Genomic DNA, 17,596 nt, shown 5'->3' with positions numbered 1-17,596 from the left:
CTGGCCTGGCCTGATACTTGGCGCCGAGCGACCCCATGTATGAACTCAAAACCATCGGTCTGTTCTGCCTGACTGCCGTGGCCGAGATTGCGGGCTGCTATCTGCCGTATTTGTGGCTGAAGCAGGGAAAAAGCGCATGGCTGCTGGCACCCGCTGCAGCGAGCCTTGCGCTGTTTGCCTGGTTGCTGACGCTTCATCCCACTGCCGCGGGCCGGGTCTATGCCGCTTATGGTGGGGTTTACGTCTTTGTGGCCATTCTCTGGCTATGGCTGGTCGATGGCATTCGGCCCACAATCTGGGATCTGCTTGGGTCTGCGGTTGTTCTGCTTGGCATGACAATCATCATGTTCTCGCCAAGAAATGCGTAGCCGCACGCTAAAAAAAGACCGCCCGAAAAGGCGGTCTTTTTGCTTCAGGGGGGGGCATAGCGTTACCGAGTCAGCCCGAATGGGTCATCAACTGAGTGGCTGGGTTGGGTAAACCAGCGTGGTCCGTGTTCGGTCATGTAGAAGTGGTCTTCGTGCCGGATGCCGAATTCGCCGGGAATACAGATCATCGGCTCGTTGCTGAAGCACATGCCAACATCCAGCGGTGTGCTGTCGCTACCAACCAGATACGGCCATTCGTGAATATCCAGGCCGATGCCGTGACCGGTGCGGTGCGGCAGGCCCGGCAGTTTGTAACCGGGGCCGAAACCATCGGCTTCGAGCTGGCGGCGGGCCGCAGCATCGACTTCCCGGCAGGGGGTGCCCAGCTGTGCGGCGGCGAAAGCGGCGGCCTGTGCGGCTTTTTCGCCGTTCCAGACCGAGCGTTGACGCTCACTCGGCGTGCCAAATACATAGCTGCGGGTAATGTCAGACATATAGCCCTGTACCTTGCAGCCGGTATCAATCAGCACCATATCGCCCGCTTTCAGGATCTGCGGGTGTTTGACGCCATGTGGGTAGGCCGTCGCCTCGCCAAACAACACAATGCAGAAGTAAGACCCACTGGCGCCAACCTTGCGATGTGCCTCCTCAATAAAGGCTTCCACCTCGGTGGTGCTGATGCCTTCGTGCAGCATGCTGGCGGTGGCCTGGTGCACGGCCAGCGTCATATCAAAGGCCCGCTGCATCAGGGCGATTTCGTTGGCGGATTTGCGCATGCGGCAATGGGCGGTGACTTCGCTGGCGTTGATCAGCTCATAGCCGGCAGCCAGCTTGCGGATGCCATCAACGATGAAAAACGCCGCACTTTCACACAGACCAACCCGTGCTGACGCAGACAGACCCATGCGCTGCAGCACCGACAAAAACAGCTGATACGGGCTTTCATGTTCGTGCCAGGTATTCACCGGGCCTTCCACCACCATGTACTCAAGCAACGTGCCTTCTTCAAACGCCGGGGCGATGTATTCGATGGCACCACGGGCCGGCAGGATGGCGCCGACCATTCGCTCGCTGGGATACCAGCGGGTGCCGGTGAAATAGGCCAGATTGGTACCGGCGTTCAGGTAGACAGCGGCAATCTGGTTTTGCTGCATATACGTCTGTGCCTTGGCAATGCGGGCTTGATATTCGGGCAAGGCGATTTCACTCACGCCTTCCATCATATTGTGCAAGCTGGCCAGTGCGGCCTCACGGCTACTGCCTCCTACGCCTAGGGTCATGGCTGGGTTCTCCGGTTTGAAGGGGATTGTGGATGGGACTTGCCAGCGAGCGGTCTACACTGACTGCAGAGTCCGGGGGCTATTGGCACTTTGTTTCCAGATCGCATTCTGCCGTAAAACGGCGCTGCGTCGAGGCCAATCGCATTAGCTGATTTGGCGGGGCGGAGATAGTGCGTACCAACAGAGTCCTGGATTGACGACATCAAAAGCCACGTTTTCCGTATGGGGAGTTGCTATGTGCAAAGGGTATTCAGGTTATGGGCTGGTACTGGTGCTGGCTGGTTTGATCAATCCCCCGGCAGGCGCGGCCGATCGATTTTACTTCAGTACCATCGCGGGCAAGGCTGGGGCGGTAATCAGCAGTATCGACGCCACAGGAGCGGCTGCTCAGTTCAATACGCCACGCGGAGTGGCGATCGACGCTACAGGGAATGTCTACGTGGCGGATGCCAATAACCATACCATCCGCAAAGTGACCCCAACCGGAGAGGTGACGACCTTCGCTGGCACGGCCGGCAGTCAGGGCAAGGTCGATGCTACAGGCAGCGCGGCACGCTTCACCGAGCCTTGGGGAGTCGCTACCGATAGTAGCGGCAATGTCTACGTGGCAGATACCGGCAATAACGCGATCCGCAAGATTACGCCAACCGGGGTGGTGACCACGCTGGCGGGGGGCGGGGCAGGGGGGAGCAGTGACGGAACGGGCACTGCAGCAAGGTTTTCCGAACCGCGTGGCCTTGCGGTTGATAGCGCAGGCACGGTTTATGTGGCCGACTACAACAACCACCTGATTCGCACGGTGACCTCCGCAGGCGTTGTGACCACGCTGGCGGGCGCCGCCGGATCGCAGGGGAGTACCGATGCCACCGGTACGGCGGCACGTTTCAAAGGACCATTCAGCATTACCGTTGATAGCAGTGGCCTGGTGTATGTGGCAGATACCGGCAACCGCACTATCCGCAAGATCACCGCAGCGGGTGTCGTCACCACGCTGGCTGGGCAGTCCAGCGGGAGCGGTGCTGCAACCGATGGTACCGGCACTGCAGCACGATTCAGCGACCCGCGTGGCATCAGTGCCGATTCGGGCGGGAATCTTTATGTGGCCGACGCCGGTGGTCAGACCATCCGCAAAGTCACTTCGGCGGGGGTTGTCACGACCGTGGTCGGGACCAGTGGTAGCGCGGGCAGTAGCGACGGGGCCAGTGCGGTGGCGACGTTCAACGCACCATCAAGTGTCGTCGCTGATTCTGCCGGTAATCTCTATGTGGCCGATACCGTCAACAACACTATCCGCAAAGTCAGTGGCGGCAGTGTGACGACCCTGGCTGGTCTTGCCGGCCGCAGTAGCAGTGTCGATGGCAATCGTGCCTCTGCCAGATTTGAAGATCCGTACGCAGTTACGGCTGATAGCACCGGCAACGTTTATGTGGCCGATGCTACCGATCATTCAATCCGCAAAATCAGCACCAGTGGCGAAGTGACGACGCTGGCAGGCAAAGCTGGCAGCTTTGGTAGTACTGATGGCACCGGCAGTGCCGCCCGCTTCAAGAGCCCGCTGGGGATTGCTGTGGATGGCAGTGGCAATGTGTTTGTGGCGGATACCGGCAACAGCACGATCCGCAAGATCACCAGTGCAGGCGTCGTTAGTACGTTTGCCGGACAGGCGGGGCAGGTCGGCAATCTGGATGGCGTAGGTACGGCCGCCCGCTTTGGTGAAATCAATGGCATCGCAATAGATGGTAGCGGCAACCTGTATGTCGTCGAGTCGGGTAACACGGTGCGCAAGATTACCTCGGCAGGCGTGGTCAGTACGCTTGCCGGTAGTTCTGGCAAGCAGGGGCTGACCGACGGCACCGGCACGGCAGCCCGCTTCTCCGTACCGTTCGATGTGGTCGCGGATGGTGCTGGCAATGTCTATGTCTGTGACCATGGCAATCATGCCATCCGTAAAATCACCCCGGCGGGTGTTGTCACCACTCTGGCGGGCAATGGCTCGGCCGGCAATAGCGATGGAACCGGCACTGCTGCGACTTTCCGCTACCCCAGCGGCATCGGGGTGGATGGTAGTGGCAACGTCTACGTGGCAGATACCGACAATCAGGTTATCCGCCAGATCACGCCGGCAGGGGTGGTCAGCACGATTGGCAGCACGACCAGCGGTGGGGGCATTGGCTCCACCGATGGCATTGGCAGTACGGCGCGTTTCTACAATCCCAAAGACGTCTATGCCGATTCCAGCGGCACGCTTTACGTCGCCGATCGCGGCAACCATACGATCCGCAAAGGTCGTTCTCTGACGGCTGCCAACGTCAGCGCCGATTGCCTGTTTGATTGGGCCGAGAAAAACTACGCCAGTCTGCTGGCCCCTACCGGAGTATCTGCCAGTCTGGACCCTTACTACTACCGCGCCTATGCTGATACCCAGTCCTATCTTGGGGTTTCGTCAAAAGATCGCCATGTCTACTTTCTGAATGCAGCGGGACTACTGGACTTGGGTGAAGAATCCACTTGGTATGGCAAGGCCGGGTGTATGTAGGGACAGGTCGTGACGAGAAAAAGGCCACCAGTCGCTTTTAGGCGCTGTTGACGTTTTGTTTCCGGATCACGTTTCGCCGGATCACGTTTCGCTGGATAGGGTCTGGCAGCGAAACACGTTATAGACGCGGCTTGGCCCTTCTCTGGCGACAACCCTATCGCCTGATGGATTGAATAAGGCGCGTCGCCCTGAAACGAGCGCAAGAGCCATCATGCACCCGACATATTCAAGCGGGTTCTGCACTGGCGGCACATTCCTGCTGCCGAGTTGCCTTTAAGTCGGCCAGATGGATTCGAGGGGTATGGGCGGCGTAGACAAAATCGTTACGCCCCGCCAGCAGGAATTCACTGAAGGCATCCAGTATCGGCAAGTCGGCACAGGTTTCCTCCATCCACAGGAATTGCCCTGCTTCGTTCAATTCCAGGAAAACCAGACGGCCCTCTGCATCCAGCGCAAAATCGAAGGCGGCAATGGCGATGCCGAAGTGCCTCATCATTTTCAGGCAAAGATCATGAATAGGCTTTGGCAACTGGTACGGTTCGGCCTGTAATTGGCCGGCAACGCTATCGCGACGCCAATCGATGTTGCCCTGGCCAGTCAGCTTCAGTGAGAAATGGCTGTGGCCCATGCAGACCGTACGAACGTCTGCCACCTTGCGGATGAACTGCTGAAAAATGCCTGGATTTGCCCGCATCAGAGCTGCCGACGGTAGCTTGTCCGGGCTGATCAATTGAGCGTAGGCACGTTTTTCTCCACCATTTTCCAGCTTCCAATGATGAAAATTAAACGCCTTATATAAGGCTGGCCGGTTCTGGCTGACAAATTCGAGTACCGTTTCCCGGTCGTTGGAAATGCAGGTTTCTGGAATGGCTAAGCCAATTTGCGCGGCATGAAGTAATTGAGCAATTTTATTGTCAGCCGAGCGGCCGGCAGCCCAGGTGTTTACCCAGAAAGCATCAGGTAATAAAGACCGGATAAAGTATTCAATAAATACCCGGTTTTCCTTGTTGAGAAAATCCCGATCATCTGGGTGCGTATGCTCAGGCAAGACCGGTAACTGCATGGCTCGTAGCCAAACGGTGCTATGTTGTGAATCAGCATTTAACAAGGTTGATTGAGTGGCCAGATCTTCCAATGACAACTCAAACCCGTTGGCGCCAATTTTAAGATTGACAGTTTGGGCTAGGGATAGTTGATCGGTATGCCATTTTGCAACATGACCCTGTTTGGCTTGAATTGAGCGGGAAACATAAAGACTATCTGTATCGGTGCTGTGTGAAACGATGAATACAGAATTCATAAATAAAATCGTTTTTACCATTAAAAAGAAAAACAAAGCCCGTCGTGATGACGGGCTTTGCTGGGGGCAGTCAGAGGCCCTGTCGGCAACTTATTTGGCCGAGCAGAAGTCATCTTTACCGTGGTCTGTCTTGACACAGTCTGCGGCACCAGCCACTTGCTCCAGGATCTCTTCTGAAAGCTCCCAGGCTTGGCTAAATGCCAAAACGCGCTCTGTTGATTCGGCTGCAGAAGTATTGGGTTCGATTTGCATGATGATGCCTTTTGAGAGAAATGGGATAAATTGCGTGATTGACAGCGTAATTTATAGCTTCTGCTTGGGATTGTTGGGGTCGGAGCAGAAATTGTCTTTGCCGCTGTCAGTTTTTACGCAGTCACTTTTCTCTTCTTCCTTTTTCCCGCCCGCTACCTGGTCGAGTAACTCTGCAGGGATTTCCCAAGCAGTATTGAAAGCAATAACACGCTCTTGCTTCATATCTATTTTCCTCTTATTGGAGCCGTTTCTCATCGTGTTGCTGCGATGAGATAGAAGTCATGCTGATTGTTTTGGCTGAAACAGGCCGGGCTATTAATAAAGCATCGTAGAGGTGCTAAATACTAGCCCGAGTGCAGACTACCTCGGCTTATTCCCGCTGTCTAGCGATTGGATGATTGTTGTGTTGGCCAGTAATTCAAAATATTGGCCGAAGGTATGAGGATGTGGGTTGTAAATTTTAATCTGTTTGGATGGTGTTTGGTGTGGATTTGTTGAGTAAATGCTAAATTAATTTAAAAGATTTAATATTATTTTCAATGTGTTGCGAGGTGGATTTGTATTGTATTATTTGGGTGGGAATTGGCCATTCAAGGTAGATTGCAATGCTCTGGAAGAAAAAATTCAAAGCGGCTGAGTTGCTGGATGAGCCGCGCAATGTACATTACGTATTTGCGCATCAGGCGCTACGGCAATTGTGTCAGGAAGACCCTTTGCGCTTCTTTGCCATTATTGGCTCGGAGGAGCAGATGGACTTTCTGGCTTGGGCTTGGGGGGTGACTGAGAAAAACGTCGGTGAGAAGGCCGATGGTTATCGGGTTGAAGAGGTTGCCGTGACACGAGGGAGAATTCTTGATCGCCCCGGCATCATCGTGCAGTTGCCACAACCCAGGGCAACGGCTGAAGCGCATTTTGTTGGCATCGTGCTTGATGTCCCATTATCTGAAGCGTCGCCGCCGGAGAAGGTCGGCTTCCGCTACTTTGTGCTTGAGTGTGGCACCCATCTCGATGGCACCGAGCGTACGGTGCTCTGCGAATGGACGGCCGATGGCGATCATCGCAATTACGGCGACGGACCTGCCATTACCGTGCAGGATTTCGTGGCGGCGATCGAAAAACGACTGGTCATGAAGTGAGTAAAAGCGAAAAAGGCATGAGGAAAACTCCCTCATGCCTTTTTATTTGCCACCATATGTCTTGGCAGGGCCTGGCCGTGCCGAAATCATTTAAATAAGCAAATTAAACTGGGCGAAATGCGGTTTGTGCATTACAAAACGCCACGGTAAATGGGCTTAGCGGCAAATATTGGTTTGCACTGGATTAGGGTTGGAGAAGGTGCCCCTCGGCCACTTTGTGCGGGTATATACCGTGTTATAGGCTTCGCTATAGTTGCAGGCATAAACAGTATGGGACTGAAATGCATTCAGACTGCCTGGCACTGTAACGAGCTCTTTTACGCAAAAGGTGTAGCTGGTCTTTTGCGCATTGCCAGGGCAGGCGCCTGATGCAGTGGGGGTGGAGGGGGTTGTCACAGGCGTGGTTGCAATTTCCTGGCCAGCTTTCCAGATGACTGTGCCACCCCCCCAGTCATTCGGCTTGGTGACGTGTAGTTGCGTCAGGAACATGGAAAAGTATGCGCCCGGATTCCCCCAGGTGTTGCTGTGCCAAAGGGGCTTGGCAGGTTGACCCGCGTCGTAGACAACAGCGTTGCCATCGTCCTGCATCACAAAATAAGCACCTGGATGCCCCCAGGTGTTGCTATGCCAGATGGCATTTTGGGTGGCCTTGCCTGGGTCGATCATGAATACCAGATTGCCATCGCTTTGCATGACCAAAGCGTACTTTTCGTCATAGGTATAAACGACATCATTTGGCATGAGGGCTTGGCCAGATTTAACCACGCCATCATGGGTAATTTTGGGTGCCGCTTCAAATGAATTGGCGTGTGCTGTATTGAGTAACAATGCGCCTGCAATAGTGGACAACAAGAAAGTACTTGCAACAAACTTTTTCAAAATATTCTCCAGACTAAATAAACTTCTAAAACTGCCCCCTGATTTGCTGGCATACCCTGCCAATATATGCGCATGATTAATCATTTGTTTTCTGTGGTGGGCAAATCAGGAGAAATGAATATTATCATCAAGTTTGATCACAAAGACTGTAATTTTTAACGTTTGATGCAGTATTGTTGATGCGTCTCTCTTTTGTTTTGTAACTGGATGATTTTGGTTGATATTTTCAGATGGTATGTTTGCGCGCCTGGGGTATTGAGTTATTGCTTTAATATGCTTGTTAAATTGTTCTCTTGACATTAAATGATTTTTATTTTGTTTAAAATTCAGTAACGTTGTTTCTATTTAATTTCACGGTTTTTCAGAGGTGCTCTGCGTATCAGGTTGGAACAATGCAGTGTGGAAAGAAATCGAGACGGCTTGCCGGTAAGTCATCACACAAAGCGAATTCTCAAAGCTTCGTCATTCAGTCTGGCTTGATGTGTCGTAGAGGGGGAATCGCTTTGGGCCGCAGCGTGGGGATGGGGTGTTGTTGCAGCTTTTCCTGCAGATATTCGACGGCTCGGTCCAGTTGCTGATCGCGGCCCAGGTAAGTGGCGTGCGGCAAGTTATCGACCTCGATATCCGGGCTGACGCCGATGCCTTCTACCAGCCACTCGCCGGATTTCACGGAGAATTGGGCGGTTTCCGCCAGCCGCGCCATACCACCATCAATCAGGCTGTTCTTGTCAGAAAGCCAGACCCCGGCGCCCGCTGTGCGTTTGCCGACCAAAGGCCCCAGCTGCAATGCCTTGATGCCCGCCGCCAGGGTTTCGCCATCGGAATAGGTCAGCTCGTCAATCAGCACAACCAGATGCCCGCGAAATACCTGCTGCATATTGGTGTAGGCGACCGAGCCATCTCTGGGTTGCCAGAAGGCCCAGGCGCGGCGCAGCAGCTTTTCCATGATCCAGCTGTCGATATTGCCGCCATCGTTGTTGCGCAGGTCAATGATCAGGCCGTCGCGATCAAACTGGGCGTAAAACTCCCGCGCAAAAGTGCCCATGTCCTCGCCGCCCATGGCCCGCAAGTGCAGATAGCCGATCCGGCCGTGCCCTGCTTGTTCCACTTTTGATCGCAGCCTCTCTTCCCAGTCGCTGTAGCGCAGGCTGGAATGACGTGCCGAGTCGATCGGGGTGACAACGGTCTTGATCTGTTGCTTGCCGCGCAGCAGGGTCAACAAGATCTGTTGGCCTGCCTGGTTCTGCAGCAGTTCGGCGATGTCCTGCACGCCAAGGGTGCTGCGGCCGTTGATGGCAATGATGAGGTCGCCATTTTCTGCATCGACGCCCGCCTGGGCCAAGGGCGAATACTCACTGGGCAGCTCGGGCTCACCGCGATAAATATGCTTGATGCGGTAGCCGCTGACTTCCTTTTCGATGACGGCACCCAGATAGGCCGCGCTGTGGTTGTCGAGGTTGCTGCGGTTGTCGCTTGAGTACACGGCGGAGTGCAGGGTGCCGACTTCGGCCACCATCTGTGCCAGCAAATCCTGCAATTCAGCCCGCTCGGTAACCCGGTCGAGCAAGGGGGCGTATTTATCGCGCACCGCTTGCCAATCCACGCCGCGTAGCCGGGCATCGAACAGACCATCACGGTGCATGCGCCAGGCATCGAAAAACATCTGCCGCCATTCCTGGCGTGGCGAGATGGTCAGCGTCCAGTCGCTGAGCCGAAGGGTGCTGTGGCCGGTATCGCCGGGCAGCTTGGCGCCGGCATCGACCACCAATTGCTCTCCGGCACCACCGGATGCTGCTCGGCGCAGGTACAGATGCTTGCGGTCCGGGCTGAGAGCGTAATCTTGAATATCGCTGGCAAACAGCTCGGTTTTGACGTCCTGATTGTCAATGGCAATGGTCTTGAGGTGCTTTTTGCTGCCACTGGCGTCAGCTTCCAGCACATACAGGCGTTTGCCGTCATGGGCCAGCTGTTGGTAGTTGCCGGCAGACACAGGGACTTCATGCAGTCGTTTTGCCAGACCAGCCCATTGCACTGCAGGTAAAGGCCGGTCTGGGCTTGCTGGTGTGGATTCGCTGGCGCTGAGTTCGTCATCGGGCAGGAAAGGAAAGCGCAAGCCGGTTTGCAGCGCCAGCGCATAAATTTTGCCGCGCCGGTCGAAGAATGGCCCCAGGTTTCTATCTCCCCACGGTGAGCGTGTGGTGGGCTGAAAGTGACGGTTGGAAACGAAGTACAACCAGCGCCCATCCGGGCTGAAGGCAGGCGAGCCGGACTCGTAGCGGTCCGAAGTCAGCACCTCTTTGTGCCGGTTGGCAAGCTCAAACAGAAAAAGCTGCTCTCGCTGCATGCTGCTGGCGGATCGGGTAAAAGCCAGATAGCGGCTATCGGTTGACCAGACCACATCGTGGTGGTCGGCCGAGTCGGCGGTGTCAATCAGATCATTCTTGCCGCTGCCGAGATTCAGCACCCACAGCTTGCCATCGCGACTGCGGTGCGCCAGCCAGCGACCGTCTGGCGATGGGGTCAGTGATTCCCGTTGGCCGGCTTGATCAAACGTAAGTTGGGTTGCGCGATCGCTGCCATCGCTGGCGTAGCGCCACAGCTGGTTGTCGCCACTCTGATCGCTGATCAGGTACAGCCACTTGCCATCCGGGCTCAGCACCGCGTCACGGGCGCGGCTGGCCGCAGGTGTCGGGATATCCACCCGGCGTTGTGGACCGGTTCCGGCAATGACGATACGACCGCGTGCCACCACCACGACCCGCTCATCATTGCTGCCAAAACTGCTGGATTCAAAGTTATCCAGCGGTCGCTTGAGCAAACGGTCACGCGCCGAATCAAAATCGGATACCAGCTGGATCGGCAACAGCCGGTCGCTTTGGCCAGCGATATCATAAATATGCAGATCGGCTCCTAGCTGATAGGCAATGCGACCATGTCCGAGACTGGCGCCGCGTATACAGAATTGCCGGTGCTGGGTGTGCTGGCGCAAGTCGTTGCCGTCTCCCTGCATTGACCAGAGATTGTCACAGCCGTCGCGATCACTGATGAAGTACAGGCGATCCTGCCACCACATGGGGCGGCGATCATTGCCGGCATAGCCGGGCGCAAGCAAACGGGCTTCGCTGCTGCCATCGAAGCGCCAGAGATGTGCGGCCAGACCGCCCTGATAAAACCGCGCATTGTCGCCACTGCTGGCGGTTAATCCGAGCCGCCCGAACCAGACCGTCTTGCCGTCAGCCGACAAGGCGGCATCGTTGATGTTGGCCAGCGGCAGCGTTTTTTGCTGCAAGGTATTAGGGTTGACCAGATTGACCTGCCGATGCCCGTCCGGCCCCATCGGGCTTTGGCTGTTGAAGATCACCTCGCCCTGTGCGGTCCAGCCCAATACAAAGTTGCGACGGCCATAAAAGCTCAGGCGCTTCGGGCTTCCCCCCGCCAACGGCATGACATACACCTCCAGCGGCCCATCATAAGACGCGCTGAAAGCCAGCCACTGGCCATCGGGAGAGATGGCAGGCCGGATTTCCTGTGCGACATGGCTGGTTAGTCGGCTTGCACGTCCGCCTGTGAGCGGTACCGACCACAAATCCCCTTCCGCCGTGAACACCACCTGATCAATTCCCACCGCAGGGAAGCGGAAATAGCCAGGGGCTGCAAAAGCGAAACCGATGGGCAGACTTAGGCAAATCGCCAGGACAAAGTGAAAAATCCGCATGACTTGCACCAAGAAAAAGGCGTTTGTCTCAGTGTAGCCCGCCCTAGGCGCTCTCGTGCGCAGGCAGGAGACAAGCGGTGCGGATTGGCGGTATGAAAGGCTTTGGAGGGGAAATATCGGAAGGCGGCAGCCGACGACGCCCTGGCTGAGGGCGCCATCAGCCAGCCATCAAGGGCGCAGACGCAAGGTCAGACCTTTGAGGAAGTTACGCAGAAACTGGTCGCCGCAACGGCGATAGTTCTTGTGGTCCGGGCTGCGGAAAAAAGCGCTCAGCTCGGGCTTGGAAATACGAAAATCAACGCTTTGCATGATCAGCAACAGGTCTTCTTCTTTCAGCTCGAAGGCGACGCGCAGCTTCTTCAGAATGGCGTTGTTGTACAGCGGCAGTTCCAGCGGAATCGCCGGCCGGCTTTCATCCTTGCCGCGCCGGAAGTAGATCAGACCATCCAGAAAGCGGGCCAGCAGTTCATCGCTGCACTCGATAAATCCGTCCTCGTCTTCCCGTTTCTGAAAAGCCAGCACCTCTTCCTTGCTGACGATGCAGTCCGCCAGTTTGAACAGGTCTACAACCTTTACATCGCTCAAATCCAGCATGTAGCGGACGGCGCGCAAGACGTCGTTATTGACCCGGTTGTGAGCGGCGGCCATCAGTTGCGATACCAGGCGTCGATCAGTGCAGTGGCCTCGCAGCTTGCCACCAGTGCATGCTGGCTGACGAAGGCCGTCAGTGCTGCCCGCTGTTCTTCGGTAACCGAGCCCTTGAACGGCGCAATCAGACACTCGAACTCATCCAGACCAAAGCTACCACCACATTGCACGCCCAGGCGGGTGGCCTCGGCCAGCATCTCATCGACATAAGCTTCAAATGCCTCATGCTCCAGGCTGGCCTTGAACGTGCCAGTCAGAATAAACCCCAGCTCCTGAAACTCGCCCAAGCGGTACTTCTTGCGCTGGCGGGGGTTGAGGCGATGGGTGCGGGTGTTCGAGCAACGGTCAATCCAGCGTTTCATGATGTGGCTTCCAGAAAAATAAAAAGGGGGCGATTGTAATGGCTGCCGGTGCCATATTGCGGATTTTGTAACATGGCATACGGGCGTCGGCCCCTTGTTTATAGGGCAAAGCACGGGGAGTAAAGATGGCTTGCCCCTTATCGCACAGGCCCTCAATGGCGCCGGCTACTGGCCCATAGCGCTGCGGCAACAATCAGCGCTCCGCCCAGCCAGGCTGTGGGCGAGAGGTGTTCGCCCAGCCAGAATATGGCGAAAAGCGCGCCAAAGGCGGGTTCGGCGCCGGTCAGCAGGGCTACGCGGGTGGGGCTGCTGTAGCGCAGGGCCCAGTTCTGGGCATAGAAGGCAAAGATTGTGCAGCCCAGTACCAGATACAGGGTGGAAAGCCAGAAGGAGGGCGCGCTTGGCAGGGCCGGCAATTCGGCTGGGGTGAGGGCTGCTATGGCCAGGCAGCCTATGCTGACCACGGCGGCTTGCACGGCTGTCAGCGCCAATGCCGGGGTAGGGCGTTCGCGGGCGTAGCGGCTGGTCATCACCATGATCAGGGCGCGTAAGACGGCTGCTACCAGCATCAAGCCGTCACCCAATCCGAACTGCAGATTCACACCACCGCTGAGCAGCAGGGTGCCGAGCAGAGAGATGCCAACGAAGACAAATGCTTGTTGATTGGGGCGGCGACGCAACAGCCACCATTCGGCAAATGGGGTAAAGACCACACACAGGCTGATCAGAAACGCTGCGTTACTGGCTTGGGTTTGCGCCACGCCATAGGTTTCGGCCAGAAAGATGCCAAGCAGGAGCAAACCTAGCGGCAGTCCATTGCGCAGGGCATGTCGTCGCTGGCGGCTACTGGCGCGCAGCAGACTGGGCAGCAGCAGAACAAAAGTCAGGCCAAAGCGTATGGCAATGAAGCCGATGACGGGATAGAACAACAGCGCACCTTTGGCAACGCCGTAGCTGGTTCCCCAGACCAGTGCGACCAGCAGCAGGGCGGCGTCGGAGAGTCGGAGCAAAGCAGGGGAGGGGTGAAGGGCAAGGGTGGTCATATCGAAGAACTTGAATTTTTATTGTGCAGGACAGCATTATCCATTTGGTAAGACAGGATGATAATCTGCCCTAAATGAACAAGACTTTTGCGTAATGGGAATAAATCAGACGCTCGACAACTTGCCGGACATGGCGGTCTTTGCCCGGGTGGTGGAAACCGGTAGTTTTTCGGAGGCAGCCAGACAGCTGGGGTTGACGCCTTCTGCGGTAAGCCGGCAGGTGGCACGGCTGGAGGGGGCTTTACGTTTGCGCTTGCTGGAGCGAACTACGCGCAAGCTAAGACTCACGGAAGCGGGCGCTATCGCCTATGCCCGCTGTCAGGACATGCTGGCAGCTGCACGCGGCGTGATGGCCTTGACAGATGCCTATGCGGCGGCACCACGCGGATTGGTGCGGGTCAGCATGCCCAAGGCAATTGCCCGGCTGGTGGTGCACCCGCTGATGCCGGCGTTTCTGCGACGCTATCCCGAGCTGGATGTGCAACTGATCGTGACCGATCGGGTTGTGGATATGTTTGAAGAGCCTGTGGATCTGGCGATACGTATCACCGAGGCGCCACCCCCCGGCCTGGCTGGGCGGCCACTCATGCAAATGCGCCATCTGATCTGTGCCAGCCCGGCCTATCTGGCCGCGCACGGCACCCCGGCCCACCCGCGCGAACTGGCGCAGCATAGTTGTCTGTATCTTGGGGAGGATGAACGTGACCGGCACTGGCGCTTTCAGCGCGGGCAAGAGGAGGTCACGGTGGCAGTGCGGGGGCGTTATGTTGCCAATCACAGCGAGGTGCGGCTGGAAGGCGCTTTGCATAGCCTGGGGATTGCCAGCCTGCCTGAATTCACCGCCCGCCCCGCGCTGAATGCCGGAACCTTGCTGCCGGTGCTGGCTGACTGGGAGCACTTGAATCTGTACGCGGGTATGGCGTGGTTACTCTACCCATCAAACCGCTTTGTCGCGCCCAAACTCAGAGTAATGATCGACTACCTGATTGAGCATCTGGCGGTTTCAGCGCCATCTTCGTGATAGCCCCATTTGATGTTGCGTTGCTGGCCACCACATGCCGCAGAATTCGGTCGGGCTCGGCCAGAAATGAAACAGCCCTGTCGGGACAGGGCTGTTGCAGCGTGCGGCCTCGGTGACGATCAGAACGGGATATCGTCTTCGAAATCGTCAAAGCTCTGGGGTTTCTGAGCGGCCGGGCGTTGGGGCGCCGGGGCGCTGCTGCGCTGTTGCGGAGGCGCCGAACGCTGAGGTGGCATTGAGTCGCCATAGTCGGCAGGAGGCGGGGCGTCGTAACCGGTGCCGCCAGTCTGGCCGCGACCACCCAGCATCTGCATCTGGTCGGCGATGACTTCGGTGGTGTAACGGTCTTGGCCGCTGGTCTTGTCTTGCCACTTGCGAGTTTGCAGACGGCCTTCCAGATACACCTGGCTGCCCTTCTTCAGGTATTCACCCGCAATTTCAGCCAAGCGACGATACATCACAATGTTGTGCCACTCGGTACGTTCCTGTTGCTGGCCGTTCTTGTCTTTCCACTTGTCAGTGGTGGCGATGCTGAAATTGCAGACGGCTTCGCCGTTCGGCATATAGCGCACTTCGGGGTCGCGGCCGAGGTTGCCGATCAGCAGGACCTTGTTCAACGAAGCCATGGGGGGTCTCCTAGAAATCAATAATTACCAAACCGGGCATTTTAGCAGATGGCTGCCATCGGGCAGTTGCCGGGATAGGGAAGTGTTGCAATGGGGCCTGGCCCATGAGCATGGCGTGCGCCTGGAATGTGCCAACAGAACCTGGAAATCAGAACCTTTGAAGTACTGCTTATAAAGGTAGGCGGATAACGACTTCGAGCCCTCCTTCGCTGCGGTTTTGCAGGTGGAGCTCACCCCGATGCAGTCGGACGATGCGATCAACAATGGCGAGGCCCAGGCCGCTACCGCCATCGGCCCGGCGTGCGCTATCCAGGCGGTGGAACGGTTTCAAGGCTTCGTCGATGGCATCTGCGGCGATACCGGGGCCGTGGTCGCTGACCCGTAGTTCCACCCCTCCCTGCAACAGCCGGGTCTGCAGGCAGAATGGCGCTGCGCCATAACGACGGGCGTTCTCGATGAGGTTGGAGAGCAGGCGATTGATTGCCAGCGGCCGCACGTCCAGCAAAGGCAGGTCAGGCGCCAGCTCCAGCTCCAGATACTGACCGCTACGCCGATAACGCTCTGCCAGCTCGCCGAGCAGTTGGTTGAGGTCGCAAGGGCGCGGGGACTCGCCAGCTCCGCCTCGGGCGAAGTCTATGAACTGGCCAAGAATCCGCTCGATGTCTTCGACATCTTCGGCCATGCCGGGGCGCAGGCTGTCGTCCTGCATCATTTCTACTGCAAGCTTGAGCCGGGCCAGTGGCGTTCGCAGGTCATGCGAGATTCCCGCCAGCATGGTTGCCCGTTCCCGCTCATTGGTTTCGAGGTCGGCAATCATCCGATTGAAGCTTTGCGACAAGCCTTTGACTTCAAGTGGGCCATGCTCGGGCAATGGCTCCGGCTGTTCTCCACGGCCCAATGCCGCAGCAGCCTGCGTCAGGCGGCGCAGTGGGCGGTTGATTTTCCAGGCAAATAGACCCGCCGCCACCAGCGCGGCAATGGTGAAGGTGATGGCGCTGAAGATGATTGGCCAGGTGGGATTGGCTTTGAGCCGGCCCAGTGGAATCACCAGCCAATAGGTCTCATCCAGCATGCCAACCTGCAGCCACAGGGCGTATTTAGGCTCGTTCTGAACCCGGATTTCCTTGACCTGGGCAAGGCTCTCCCGCAGCTTTTTGGCCAGCGCCCGAGTGAGAAAGTCGCTCGGAATCTCTTGCGGCGAGGGGGCTCGCAGATCGTTGATGGGCAGTAGCTGGGTGTTATAGGGGACGTTGTATTCGGCCAGATAGGCGATGCGCTCGGCGCGGCTCAGGCCATCAAGCTGGGTTTCCAGCTGGGCCAGCACTTCGATGGCTTCATCACTGACCTGGCTGGCTACCATCTTCAGCCGGCTTTGTGCGACGGATACCAGCACAAACGCCTGGCAGATCACCAATACCAGAATCATCAGCCAGGTCAGGCGCCAGAAGATGGTCTGCGGGAACAGGCGGACGTGGCGAATCCAGGAGGCTTTCGAAGCGCTCAACGTTGGCCGCCGTCGGGTACGAACACATAACCAAAGCCCCAGACCGTCTGGATGTATCGCGGCTCGGCGGGTTCCGGTTCGATCAACTTGCGCAGGCGTGAGACCTGTACGTCAATGCTGCGGTCGAATGCTTCGTGTTCACGGCCGCGTGCCAGCTCCAGCAGTCGTTCGCGTGATAAGGGGTGGCGCGGATGCGAGGCCAATACCCGCAGCAAGGCAAACTCGGCATTGGTGAGGGTAATGGTGTGGTCAGCCCGCGTCAGGCGGCGGTTGCCGACATCCAGCTCAAAATCGCCAAACTGGTAGGTTTCGCCTTCTGTCAGCGGGGCTTCGAGGGCTGAGGGTTCTTTGTAACGACGCAGGATGGCATTGATGCGTGCCAGGAGTTCGCGTGGGTTGAAGGGTTTGGGCAGGTAGTCGTCGGCACCCATCTCCAGGCCGAGAATCCTGTCGATTTCATCACCGCGTGCCGTCAGCATCAGAATGGGCAGGCTGTCACCCTGTGCGCGCAGGCGACGGCAGACCGACAGGCCATCTTCGCCCGGTAGCATCAGGTCCAGTATCAGCAGATTGGGCCGGTTGCGCTGCAGACGTTGATCCAGCTTGCTGGCATCGGGGTAGGCATCAACGATGAATCCTTGCTCGGTCAGATAGCGCAGGACCAGATTGCGCAGTTTCTCGTCGTCATCAATCAGCGTGATGCGTTTGGCAGTTGTCGTCATGGGTATCTAAAAGAAAAGGCCGCCGCCCGGATGGGGGACCAGATGTCAGAGAGTGTATGGCTTGGCAAACGGCCAGGTTTATCCAGAGTGCGCGAGTGTGTAAACATCTGTTGCATAGTTATGATAGCGCCACGTCTTGTTACATTTGTCTGGTTTTCGAATTTCCTGGCAGGGCTTTGCGGCTTTATCATTGCTGAATGTCGA

At 56.9% G+C, this 17,596-nt stretch carries 16 protein-coding genes; 4 read left to right on the top strand and 12 right to left on the bottom strand.

What is annotated here, in order from left to right; all coding sequences use genetic code 11:
• The first annotated feature begins 35 nt into the window (after window positions 1-35).
• Window positions 36-368: a YnfA family protein gene (locus PZA18_RS08435; protein WP_284100376.1), complete on the top strand. Its 333-nt coding sequence runs from the start codon at window positions 36-38 to the stop codon at window positions 366-368.
• Window positions 369-430: 62 nt separating this feature from the next.
• Here PZA18_RS08435 and PZA18_RS08430 read toward each other — a convergent pair whose 3' ends face one another.
• A complete protein-coding gene (locus PZA18_RS08430) occupies window positions 431-1,648 on the bottom strand; it encodes a M24 family metallopeptidase (protein ID WP_284100375.1) in 1,218 nt (405 codons plus the stop codon).
• Between the two features lie 235 nt (window positions 1,649-1,883).
• Between PZA18_RS08430 and PZA18_RS08425 the strand changes: the two genes are divergently transcribed.
• A complete protein-coding gene (locus tag PZA18_RS08425; RefSeq protein WP_284100374.1) occupies window positions 1,884-4,184 on the top strand; it encodes an NHL repeat-containing protein in 2,301 nt (766 codons plus the stop codon).
• Window positions 4,185-4,410: 226 nt separating this feature from the next.
• Here PZA18_RS08425 and PZA18_RS08420 read toward each other — a convergent pair whose 3' ends face one another.
• Genes PZA18_RS08420 through PZA18_RS08410 form a run of 3 tightly spaced genes read right to left on the bottom strand, consistent with a single transcriptional unit; the run spans window position 4,411 to window position 5,958 of the window.
• Window positions 4,411-5,520 (bottom strand): MvdC/MvdD family ATP grasp protein, encoded by a 1,110-nt coding sequence (locus PZA18_RS08420; RefSeq protein ID WP_284100373.1) that lies wholly within the window; start codon window positions 5,518-5,520, stop codon window positions 4,411-4,413.
• Between the two features lie 54 nt (window positions 5,521-5,574).
• Window positions 5,575-5,736, bottom strand: a complete 162-nt coding sequence (locus PZA18_RS08415) for a hypothetical protein (RefSeq protein ID WP_284100372.1) — start codon at window positions 5,734-5,736, stop codon at window positions 5,575-5,577.
• 51 nt (window positions 5,737-5,787) lie between these two features.
• Window positions 5,788-5,958, bottom strand: coding sequence for a hypothetical protein (locus tag PZA18_RS08410; RefSeq protein ID WP_284100371.1), 171 nt, complete (start codon window positions 5,956-5,958; stop codon window positions 5,788-5,790).
• Window positions 5,959-6,341: 383 nt separating this feature from the next.
• Between PZA18_RS08410 and PZA18_RS08405 the strand changes: the two genes are divergently transcribed.
• Window positions 6,342-6,872, top strand: coding sequence for a hypothetical protein (locus PZA18_RS08405; RefSeq protein ID WP_284100370.1), 531 nt, complete (start codon window positions 6,342-6,344; stop codon window positions 6,870-6,872).
• 156 nt (window positions 6,873-7,028) lie between these two features.
• Here PZA18_RS08405 and PZA18_RS08400 read toward each other — a convergent pair whose 3' ends face one another.
• From PZA18_RS08400 to PZA18_RS08380, 5 genes are all read right to left on the bottom strand, one after another.
• A complete protein-coding gene (locus tag PZA18_RS08400) occupies window positions 7,029-7,835 on the bottom strand; it encodes a hypothetical protein (protein ID WP_284100369.1) in 807 nt (268 codons plus the stop codon).
• A 382-nt stretch (window positions 7,836-8,217) separates the two neighbouring features.
• Window positions 8,218-11,466, bottom strand: coding sequence for a S41 family peptidase (locus PZA18_RS08395; protein ID WP_284100368.1), 3,249 nt, complete (start codon window positions 11,464-11,466; stop codon window positions 8,218-8,220).
• 168 nt (window positions 11,467-11,634) lie between these two features.
• The gene (locus PZA18_RS08390; protein ID WP_284100367.1) at window positions 11,635-12,114 is read right to left on the bottom strand and encodes a YehS family protein; all 480 of its coding nucleotides are present in this window, start codon (window positions 12,112-12,114) and stop codon (window positions 11,635-11,637) included.
• Entirely contained in the window at window positions 12,114-12,476 is a 363-nt protein-coding gene (locus PZA18_RS08385) for a 50S ribosome-binding protein YggL (protein WP_284100366.1), read from the bottom strand. The genes PZA18_RS08390 and PZA18_RS08385 overlap by 1 nt, the downstream gene beginning before the upstream one ends.
• Window positions 12,477-12,628: 152 nt before the next feature.
• Window positions 12,629-13,519, bottom strand: coding sequence for a DMT family transporter (locus PZA18_RS08380; RefSeq protein WP_284100365.1), 891 nt, complete (start codon window positions 13,517-13,519; stop codon window positions 12,629-12,631).
• Between the two features lie 94 nt (window positions 13,520-13,613).
• On the opposite strand from PZA18_RS08380, the gene PZA18_RS08375 reads away from it, so the two are divergent.
• Window positions 13,614-14,540: a LysR family transcriptional regulator gene (locus PZA18_RS08375; RefSeq protein WP_284100364.1), complete on the top strand. Its 927-nt coding sequence runs from the start codon at window positions 13,614-13,616 to the stop codon at window positions 14,538-14,540.
• Window positions 14,541-14,659: 119 nt separating this feature from the next.
• Here PZA18_RS08375 and PZA18_RS08370 read toward each other — a convergent pair whose 3' ends face one another.
• From PZA18_RS08370 to ompR, 3 genes are all read right to left on the bottom strand, one after another.
• Window positions 14,660-15,166, bottom strand: coding sequence for a single-stranded DNA-binding protein (locus PZA18_RS08370; RefSeq protein WP_284100363.1), 507 nt, complete (start codon window positions 15,164-15,166; stop codon window positions 14,660-14,662).
• 169 nt (window positions 15,167-15,335) lie between these two features.
• Window positions 15,336-16,670, bottom strand: coding sequence for an ATP-binding protein (locus tag PZA18_RS08365; protein WP_284100362.1), 1,335 nt, complete (start codon window positions 16,668-16,670; stop codon window positions 15,336-15,338).
• Window positions 16,667-17,392 carry an osmolarity response regulator transcription factor OmpR gene (gene ompR / locus PZA18_RS08360; RefSeq protein WP_284100361.1) on the bottom strand — a complete coding sequence of 242 codons (726 nt, stop codon included), beginning with the start codon at window positions 17,390-17,392 and terminating at the stop codon, window positions 16,667-16,669. The genes PZA18_RS08365 and ompR overlap by 4 nt, the downstream gene beginning before the upstream one ends.
• Window positions 17,393-17,596: the final 204 nt, after the last annotated feature.

Origin of the sequence: Parachitinimonas caeni (genome assembly GCF_030129945.1) — a bacterium.
In the GTDB taxonomy this organism is placed as follows: domain Bacteria; phylum Pseudomonadota; class Gammaproteobacteria; order Burkholderiales; family Chitinimonadaceae; genus Parachitinimonas; species Parachitinimonas caeni.
The sequence above is the reverse complement of the archived record's forward strand: the minus strand, read 5'-3'. Positions and strand labels throughout refer to the sequence as shown.

Excerpts from the sequence above, each read along its gene's own strand:
- PZA18_RS08385 (WP_284100366.1), bottom strand. The coding sequence starts at position 12,476 with ATGAAACGCTGGATTGACCGTTGCTCGAACACCCGCACCCATCGCCTC.
- PZA18_RS08430 (WP_284100375.1), bottom strand. The coding sequence starts at position 1,648 with ATGACCCTAGGCGTAGGAGGCAGTAGCCGTGAGGCCGCACTGGCCAGC.
- ompR (WP_284100361.1), bottom strand. The coding sequence starts at position 17,392 with ATGACGACAACTGCCAAACGCATCACGCTGATTGATGACGACGAGAAA.
- PZA18_RS08380 (WP_284100365.1), bottom strand. The coding sequence starts at position 13,519 with ATGACCACCCTTGCCCTTCACCCCTCCCCTGCTTTGCTCCGACTCTCC.
- PZA18_RS08435 (WP_284100376.1), top strand. The coding sequence starts at position 36 with ATGTATGAACTCAAAACCATCGGTCTGTTCTGCCTGACTGCCGTGGCC.
- PZA18_RS08415 (WP_284100372.1), bottom strand. The coding sequence starts at position 5,736 with ATGCAAATCGAACCCAATACTTCTGCAGCCGAATCAACAGAGCGCGTT.
- PZA18_RS08395 (WP_284100368.1), bottom strand. The coding sequence starts at position 11,466 with ATGCGGATTTTTCACTTTGTCCTGGCGATTTGCCTAAGTCTGCCCATC.
- PZA18_RS08410 (WP_284100371.1), bottom strand. The coding sequence starts at position 5,958 with ATGAAGCAAGAGCGTGTTATTGCTTTCAATACTGCTTGGGAAATCCCT.
- PZA18_RS08370 (WP_284100363.1), bottom strand. The coding sequence starts at position 15,166 with ATGGCTTCGTTGAACAAGGTCCTGCTGATCGGCAACCTCGGCCGCGAC.
- PZA18_RS08390 (WP_284100367.1), bottom strand. The coding sequence starts at position 12,114 with ATGGCCGCCGCTCACAACCGGGTCAATAACGACGTCTTGCGCGCCGTC.
- PZA18_RS08425 (WP_284100374.1), top strand. The coding sequence starts at position 1,884 with ATGTGCAAAGGGTATTCAGGTTATGGGCTGGTACTGGTGCTGGCTGGT.
- PZA18_RS08375 (WP_284100364.1), top strand. The coding sequence starts at position 13,614 with ATGGGAATAAATCAGACGCTCGACAACTTGCCGGACATGGCGGTCTTT.
- PZA18_RS08405 (WP_284100370.1), top strand. The coding sequence starts at position 6,342 with ATGCTCTGGAAGAAAAAATTCAAAGCGGCTGAGTTGCTGGATGAGCCG.
- PZA18_RS08400 (WP_284100369.1), bottom strand. The coding sequence starts at position 7,835 with ATGATTAATCATGCGCATATATTGGCAGGGTATGCCAGCAAATCAGGG.